Annotated in this window: 6 protein-coding genes; 3 read left to right on the forward strand and 3 right to left on the reverse strand. The window is 75.2% G+C overall.

What is annotated here, in order from left to right; translation table 11 throughout:
* Positions 1-91: 91 nt before the first annotated feature.
* Positions 92-1471: an MFS transporter gene (locus tag ACWEQL_RS39295; RefSeq protein WP_452155886.1), complete on the reverse strand. Its 1380-nt coding sequence runs from the start codon at positions 1469-1471 to the stop codon at positions 92-94.
* A gap of 323 nt (positions 1472-1794) precedes the next feature.
* On the opposite strand from ACWEQL_RS39295, the gene pgm reads away from it, so the two are divergent.
* On the forward strand, positions 1795-3441 hold the full coding sequence (gene pgm / locus ACWEQL_RS39300; protein ID WP_452155888.1) for a phosphoglucomutase (alpha-D-glucose-1,6-bisphosphate-dependent): 1647 nt from the start codon (positions 1795-1797) through the stop codon (positions 3439-3441).
* Between the two features lie 122 nt (positions 3442-3563).
* Here the strand turns inward: pgm and ACWEQL_RS39305 are convergent, their stop codons facing one another.
* Positions 3564-4760 (reverse strand): peptidoglycan recognition protein family protein, encoded by a 1197-nt coding sequence (locus tag ACWEQL_RS39305; RefSeq protein ID WP_452155890.1) that lies wholly within the window; start codon positions 4758-4760, stop codon positions 3564-3566.
* 166 nt (positions 4761-4926) lie between these two features.
* Between ACWEQL_RS39305 and ACWEQL_RS39310 the strand changes: the two genes are divergently transcribed.
* On the forward strand, positions 4927-5346 hold the full coding sequence (locus tag ACWEQL_RS39310) for a GNAT family N-acetyltransferase (RefSeq protein ID WP_452155892.1): 420 nt from the start codon (positions 4927-4929) through the stop codon (positions 5344-5346).
* 83 nt (positions 5347-5429) lie between these two features.
* Here the strand turns inward: ACWEQL_RS39310 and ACWEQL_RS39315 are convergent, their stop codons facing one another.
* Positions 5430-5960 carry a MarR family winged helix-turn-helix transcriptional regulator gene (locus tag ACWEQL_RS39315; protein ID WP_452155894.1) on the reverse strand — a complete coding sequence of 177 codons (531 nt, stop codon included), beginning with the start codon at positions 5958-5960 and terminating at the stop codon, positions 5430-5432.
* A gap of 75 nt (positions 5961-6035) precedes the next feature.
* On the opposite strand from ACWEQL_RS39315, the gene ACWEQL_RS39320 reads away from it, so the two are divergent.
* The gene (locus ACWEQL_RS39320; protein WP_452155896.1) at positions 6036-7370 is read left to right on the forward strand and encodes an SgcJ/EcaC family oxidoreductase; all 1335 of its coding nucleotides are present in this window, start codon (positions 6036-6038) and stop codon (positions 7368-7370) included.
* Positions 7371-7459 lie beyond the last annotated feature (89 nt).

Consider the following 7459-nt stretch of genomic DNA (forward strand, 5'->3'; position numbering starts at 1 on the left):
TCGCCAATGCTCCGCAGTGGCTCCCTCCTCCGCCTTGCGATGCACGCACCCCAACGCCGCGGCCTATCCGACAAGATCCACAAGACACGCCCTAGTCGTCGGCGCCGGTGGTGGCGCCGGCGGCGGCGGGCAGGACGGTGGGGGCCGGGGCGGCGGCTCTGCGGCGGCGGCCGGTGAGCGCCACGACCAGCAGGAAGCCGAACGCGAGCACGATCGGCACGGCGTGCGAGAAGCCGACCACCGTCAGCGGGCCGAACCGCTCCAGCAGTCCGGCGCTCAGCAGCATGCCGACGCCCATGCCGAGGCTCTCCGCGCTGGCGATCAGCCCGAAGGCCTGACCGCGCCGGTCGTCCTCGACGGCCTGGATCCGGGTGGTGTACGAGATCTCGGTGAAGCCGTCCGCCAGCCCGGCGCCGAGCGCGACCACCAGGAACAGCGGGGTGGGCAGGCCGGTGAAGGCGAGGATGAAGCAGGCCGACATCAGGGCGGTGCCCACCGCGAAGGCCCGTTCACCGGGCTCCTTGCCGCGCCCCAGCAGCAGCCGGGAGACCAGCTGGTGGGCGCCGAGGCTGCCGACCGCCCAGGTGGCCCAGAACAGGCCGAGCACACCGGCCGGGTTGTCCGGGTCGCTCTCGGTGGCGAACACCGGCAGACCGATGTTGTGCGCGGCCGAGCCGAAGGCGTCCACCAGCCGGATCGCGACCATGGCGCCGATCACCGGCAGGGCGCGCAGCAGCGCGAGCCCGGCCCAGCGTCCGGCCGGGGCGTCGGCGCCGTCCTTCGCCGGGGCCTCCCCGGCGGCCGCCGCGGCCTCGGGGCCCGCTGCCTCGGGGCCCGGCGCCTCGGGGTCCGGCGCCTCGGGGTCCGCGTCCGCCCGGGTGCGCAGCGGCAGCCGCAGCACCACCAGGCCGAACACCAGGAAGCTGGCGGCGTCGGTGAGCAGCGCGGCGTGGAACCCCGCCCAGGCGACCAGCACGCCCGCGGAGGCGAAGCCGAGCACCATCGCGGTCGAACGCCCGGTCACCAGGACGCCGTTGGCGCGGGCGCGGAGCTCCGGGCCGACCATCTCGGGGATGCTGCTGCGCAGGGCGACCGCGGAGAGCGTGCCGGCCGCGCCGAAGAGCAGGGCGAGCGGGTAGAGCACCGTGATCCGCAGGTGCTCGGGGGTGAGGGCCAGGCCGACGAGTCCGGCGGCCTGGGTGAAGGCGCAGGTGGTCATCAGCAGTTTGCGGTCGACGCGGCCGACGATCCGGCCGGCCAGCAGTCCGGCGCCGAAGCCGCCGAGCAGCCGCAGCGTCAGGTAGCCGGCCGTGCCGAGGGCGTTGCCGGCGGCCTCGTACGCGAAGAGGCTGAGCGCGACCATGTTGAGCTGGCTGCCGTAGCCGGAGACGGCGTCCCCGACGGCGAGCCGGTAGAAGGGCCTGGGCAGGGTGCTCGTGGCGCCGCCCGGGCCCGGAGTGTGGTCCTCCACGACAGCTCCGTTGCCATGTGACATTTCACTTTGATCCTAGGGCGCTGCCGTCGACGGGTACAAGGGGTGCGTCGCCCGACCGATGCGGCCTCATGACCATACGTCAGTACGCGGTCAAAGAGGAGTGGAGCGATCACTTCCGGCCACGGCGCCCGGGCCGCTCCCGCACCGATTCGGCCCCGGCCCCCGGAACGCTCCCGACCGGCTCCCCGGCGGCCGGTCCCCGTGGCGGAACCGAGGTGGCCGGGCGGTTACGATCGGTGAGGGCCGGGGGAGCCGCCGGAGAGAACCGGTGACCGCACGAGGACGACTTGGGAGAAGAGATGGTGCACGCACGCGCCGGACAGCCGGCGGAGCCGGGCGACCTGGTGGACGTGGCGAGGCTGGTGACCGCGTACTACACGCTGCACCCCGATCCGCGGGAGGTGGGGCAGCGGGTCGCGTTCGGCACCTCCGGTCACCGCGGCTCCTCGCTCGACACCGCCTTCAACGAGGACCACATCGCCGCCACCACCCAGGCGATCTGCGAGTACCGCGCCGCCCAGGGGATCACCGGGCCGCTGTTCCTCGGTGCCGACACCCACGCGCTCTCCGAGCCGGCCAGGGCCACCGCCGTCGAGGTGCTCGCCGCCAACGGCGTCACCGTGCTGCTCGACGGCGCCGACGGCTACACCCCCACCCCGGCCGTCTCGCACGCCATCCTCGCCCACAACCGCGCGAACCCGGCCGCCCGGGCCGACGGCATCGTGGTGACCCCCTCGCACAACCCGCCGGCCGACGGCGGCTTCAAGTACAACCCGCCGCACGGCGGCCCGGCCGGCTCCGACGCCACCGGCTGGATCCAGGACCGCGCCAACGAGCTGATCGCCGGCGGCCTGGCGGGCGTGCGCCGCATCCCGTACGCCCGGGCGCTCGCCGCCGACACCACCGGCCGCCACGACTTCCTCACCGCCTACGTCGAGGACCTGCCCTCGGTGCTGGACCTCGACGCGATCCGCTCCGCCGGGCTGCGCATCGGCGCGGACCCGCTGGGCGGCGCCTCGGTCGCGTACTGGGCGCGGATCGCCGAGACCCACCGGCTCGACCTGACCGTGGTCAACCCGGTGACCGACCCGGCCTGGCGGTTCATGACGCTGGACTGGGACGGCAAGATCCGGATGGACTGCTCCTCCCCGCACGCGATGGCCTCGCTGATCGGCCGCCGCGACGAGTACGCGATCGCCACCGGCAACGACGCCGACGCCGACCGGCACGGCATCGTCACCCCCGACGGCGGGCTGATGAACCCCAACCACTACCTGGCCGTCGCGATCGACTACCTCTACCGGCACCGTGAGGGCTGGCCGGAGCGGGCCGCCGTCGGCAAGACCCTGGTCTCCTCCGGCATGATCGACCGGGTCGCCGCCGAGCTGAAGCGCGACCTGGTCGAGGTGCCGGTCGGCTTCAAGTGGTTCGTCGACGGGCTGCTGGGCGGCTCGGTCGCCTTCGGCGGCGAGGAGTCCGCCGGGGCCTCGTTCCTGCGCCGCGACGGCGGGGTGTGGACCACCGACAAGGACGGCATCCTGCTGGCGCTGCTGGCCGCCGAGATCACCGCCGTCACCGGGCGGACCCCGAGCCAGTACTACGGCGAGCTCACCGAGCGCTTCGGCGCCCCCGCGTACGCCCGCGTCGACGCCCCGGCCGACCGCGAGCAGAAGGCGCTGCTGGGACGGCTCTCCGCCGAGCAGGTCACCGCCGACCGGCTCGCCGACGAGCCGATCACCGCCGTGCTCACCGAGGCCCCCGGCAACGGCGCCGCCATCGGCGGGGTCAAGGTGTGCACCGAGAACGCCTGGTTCGCGGCCCGGCCCTCCGGCACCGAGGACGTGTACAAGATCTACGCCGAGTCCTTCCACGGGCCGGAGCACCTGGCCCGGGTGCAGGAGGAGGCGCGCGAGCTGGTCAACGGCGTGCTCGGCGCGGCCGGCTGACGGCGGACGCCTGACGACGCGGGGTCGGTGACCGGGCTGCCCGGTCGGGTCACCGACCCCGCTGTGCCGTCCGCCCGCTGTGCCGTCCGTCCGCCGGGCCCCGCACGGCCCGGCGCGGCGGCTCAGCCGCGCGCGGTGCCGGCCGTCCGGGCCACGTCGGTGCGCAGCGCCGGCAGGTCCGCGTACATGACGCCGCCGGGGCAGTCGGTGGCCAGCCAGTCACGGTGACCGCTGATCATGTCGACCGGCCTGGTGACCCCGTTGACCGGGTTGACGAAGGTGACCCCGGCCTGCGGGTCCAGCCCGTGCGTGCGGCTCAGCACCGCGAGCAGCGCGGTCAGCGAGCGGCGGGCGGCCTCCGTCGGCCCCTGGGCGGTGAGAGTGCCGAGCAGGGCGACGCCGAGGTTGCCCGAGTTGAAGCCCGCCGTGTGGAAGGCGGTGACCAGCCTGCCGTCCGCGTCGTGCGCGGGCAGGCCGTCCTCGCCGGACCACCGGCCCTCGTAGATCCGGCCGGCCTCGTCGATCAGGAAGTGGTAGCCGATGTCACCCCAGTCCAGGGTGACCGCGTGGTACTCGTAGATCGCCCGGACGGTGGCGGCCGGGTCGGCGTCGGCGTTCGGGGTGTCCGTGTGGTGCACGGTCAGGGTCTGCAACGGGTAGTACTTCGCCGGTGAGTTCTCGACGCCGTTCTTGAACCGCTTGGACTCGTCGGCGCCCCAGGCCGCCCGCGACAGGTAGGTGACGCCGCAGAAGGTGACCGGTGTGGTGGGCGGGAGCTCGACCCGGCGGGACGGCCCGTGCACGGTGTCGATCGCGGCGGCCCGCAGCCCCTCCGCGCCGTCGGGCAGGCGCAGCTCGTACCCGGCGGCGCCGTCGGCGGCGACCAGCGCGGTGACGGCGGGGCCGGTGGCCGCCTCGTCCGGACCGCCCGCGCAGCCCGGCCGCAGGGCCTGCCACGCGCCGGGCGTGCCGTCCGCGCCGAGGAAGCGGATGGCGCCGCCGCGGTGCGGCCCGTTCCAGCCGATCGCGGCGTAGCGGATCGGGAAGTCGGCCCGGACCTCGGTGGCGGTCCCGCCGGCCGGGGCGCTGCTGCGGGTGGCGGGGACGTCCACCGCGGTCGGCGCCGCCGAGGTGGCCGGGGCGGCGGCGGGGCCCGTCGGGGCGGTGGCGGTGGCGGAGGTGGAAGCGGCTACGGCGGAGGTGGCCGGGGCGGCGGCGAGGGTCGCCGCCGTGGCACCTATCGCGCCGAGCACGGTGCGCCGGGAGACGGCGGGCCGTGCGGGGGAGGCCCGGTCGGGGATGGGCCGGGGATCGGTCAAGACGGCGGTCCTGTCTGTCAGGTGTGCGGGCAGCCGGGGGCCGCCGCATCGCCGCGCGCCCCCCACTGACGATCGGTCAGTCGGCGAATCTACCTGGTGAAACGGGACTGCCGGACAGGTTCGGTCATTTCCGGTCACACTTGAGCGGCGCGCTATGCTGTAAGGCATGGAAGACAGCATTGACCATTACGAGATCGAGGCCGGAGTCCCGGACGTCGACACCTTCCGGCGGCTGCGCACCGCCTCCGGGATGGCCGACCGCCCGGCGGAGGCGGTCGCGGCCGGGCTGCCCCACACCTGGCACGGCGTCCTCGTCCGGCACCTCGGGGAGACCGTCGGGATGGGCCGGGTGATCGGCGACGGCGGCTCGGTGTTCCAGCTCGTGGACATCTGTGTGCTGCCCGGGCACCAGGGTCTGGGCCTCGGCCGCCGGATCGTGGCCGCCCTGGTGGCGGAGCTGGAGCGGCGCGCCGTGCCGGGCGCCTATGTGTCCCTGATCGCCGACGGCGACGCCCGGCACCTCTACGGCAGGTACGGCTTCACGGAGACCGCGCCGGTCTCGGTGGGCATGCACCGGCTGGTCTGAGCCGCGCCCGCCGTGGGGTCGCCCTCCCGCCGGCCGGACGGCCACCGCGGGCCGGTTGTCGCGGGCCGGCCGCCGCCGGACGGCTACCGCCGGCCGGGCTCCTCGGCGTGGTCGCCGAGGGTGAGGAGGACCCGGCGCAGCAGGCCGGTGAGCTGGTCGCGTTCGGCGGCGGTGAGCCCGGTGAGCTGGCGCTCCTCGCCGGCGAGGTGGTGCTCGACGAGGCGGTCGGCCAGGTCGTGGCCGGCGTCGGTCAGGGAGATCAGCACCCGGCGGCGGTGGGCGGGGTCGACGGCCCGTTCGACCAGGCCCTTGCCCACCAGGTGGTCGATGCGGTTGGTGAGTGCCGCGGAGCTGACCATCGCGGCCGAACTGAGCTCCCCGGCGGTGAGGACGTGCGGCGGGCCGGAGCGCAGCAGGGTGGCCAGGACGTCGAACTCCCAGGGTTCGACGCCGTGGGCGGCCAGGTTCTCCTTGATCCCGCGCTCCAGCAGGCGTGAGGCGCGGGAGAGGCGGCCGATCACGGCCATGGGGGAGGTGTCCAGGTCGGGGCGGACCGCGCGCCACTGGGCGGTGATGCGGTCGACGCCGTCGTGCTGTGGCTGCTGTTCCGTCATGGCCTGGAGTCTAACATTTCGACGTGGAAGTGTTTGACATCGCGAATCGGGTCTGCCTATAGTTTCGACATCGAAATGTTCGACATAGGGGGGAACATCATGAAGGTCCTGCTCACCGGCGCCACCGGCTACATCGGCTCCGCCGTCACCGACCACCTCACCGCCGCCGGCCACCGGGTCGTCGCGCTCACCCGCGGCGCCGAACCGCAGCCCGGCCGGGGCTGGCACGCCCAGCTGGTCGGCGACACCGCCGACCCCTCCTCGCTGGCCGGTGTGGTCACCCCCGACATCGAGGCCGTGATCCACCTGGCCCCGCCGAGCGGCGACGCCGAGGTCGACACCGCCGTCATCGAGGCGCTCGCCACCCCGCTGCGCGGCACCGGCCGCCCCTTCGTCTACACCAGCGGCGTCTGGGTGCTCGGCGCCACCGGCGAGGCCCAGGAGGTCGGCGAGGACGCCCCGACCGACCCGATCGGCCTCGTCGGCTACCGCCCGCGGATCGAGCAGCGGGTGCTGGCCGAGGCCGCCGAGGGCGTGCGCGCGGTCGTCGTCCGGCCCGCCATCGTGTACGGCCGCGGCGGCGGCATCCCCGCCCTCCTGGTCGACCGGGCGCGGCAGCAGGGGGCGCCCGAGTACTACGGCGAGGAGGGCGTGCGCTGGCCGACCGTCCACGTGGACGACCTGGCCGAGCTGTTCGTGGCCGCCGCCGAGCGGGCCGGGGCCGGCACCGTCTGGCACGGCGTCGGCGAGTCGGCCGTCCCGGTCCGGGACATCGCCCGCGCCGCCGGCCGCGCCGCCGGGGTGCTCGCCGCCCCGCACGCCGTGCCGGCGGAGCAGGTTGCCGACGTCTTCGGCCCGCTCTTCGCGGACGCGCTCGCCCTCGACCAGAGCGTCAGCGGCGCCGCCGCCCGTACCGCCCTCGGCTGGCAGCCGGCCCGGCCGGGCGTGGTGGCCGAGCTGGTGTCGGGCTCGTACCGGCCGGTGGAGGTGTTCGGCGCCCCCGAGGGCCCGGAGGCCGACGCCGAGGTGGCCGCGATCCGCCGCCTGGTCGCCGAGGTCGAGCACGCCCAGCAGAACGAGCTGGTCGACCGGTTCCTGGGCGTCTTCCGCCGCGAGGACCCGGTGTGGACCACCGGCCACGGCAAGCGCCTGTCGGGCTTCGAGGAGATCGAGGCCTTCACCCGCAAGGTGCTGCCCGGGGCGACGGCCGAGTCCACCGCCGTCTACGACGTCGAGCGCGTGCTGTTCCTGCGCCCCGACGTGGCCGCGGTGAACGTCCGTCAGCAGCCCGTCCGCCACGACGGCAGCCGGATCGCCGACCGGCCCGAGGGCCGCCCGTTCTACATCCTGGTCAAGGAGGACGGCGCCTGGCGCGTCGGCGCCGCCCAGAACACCGTCGCGGTCGACTGACCCACCGGTACCCCCGCACCCCCACCCGGCCGGCCCGGCGGCACACCCGCCCCGGGCCGGCGGGGGCGTGCGGGCCCGGACGGGGGTCG

It is taken from the genome of Kitasatospora sp. NPDC004240 (assembly GCF_053603215.1).

What these genes read in the sequence shown, in the direction of transcription:
- pgm (WP_452155888.1), top strand. Translation starts at nt 1,795, where the DNA reads ATGGTGCACGCACGCGCCGGACAGCCGGCGGAGCCGGGCGACCTGGTG.
- ACWEQL_RS39320 (WP_452155896.1), top strand. Translation starts at nt 6,036, where the DNA reads ATGTTCGACATAGGGGGGAACATCATGAAGGTCCTGCTCACCGGCGCC.
- ACWEQL_RS39315 (WP_452155894.1), bottom strand. Translation starts at nt 5,960, where the DNA reads ATGACGGAACAGCAGCCACAGCACGACGGCGTCGACCGCATCACCGCC.
- ACWEQL_RS39310 (WP_452155892.1), top strand. Translation starts at nt 4,927, where the DNA reads ATGGAAGACAGCATTGACCATTACGAGATCGAGGCCGGAGTCCCGGAC.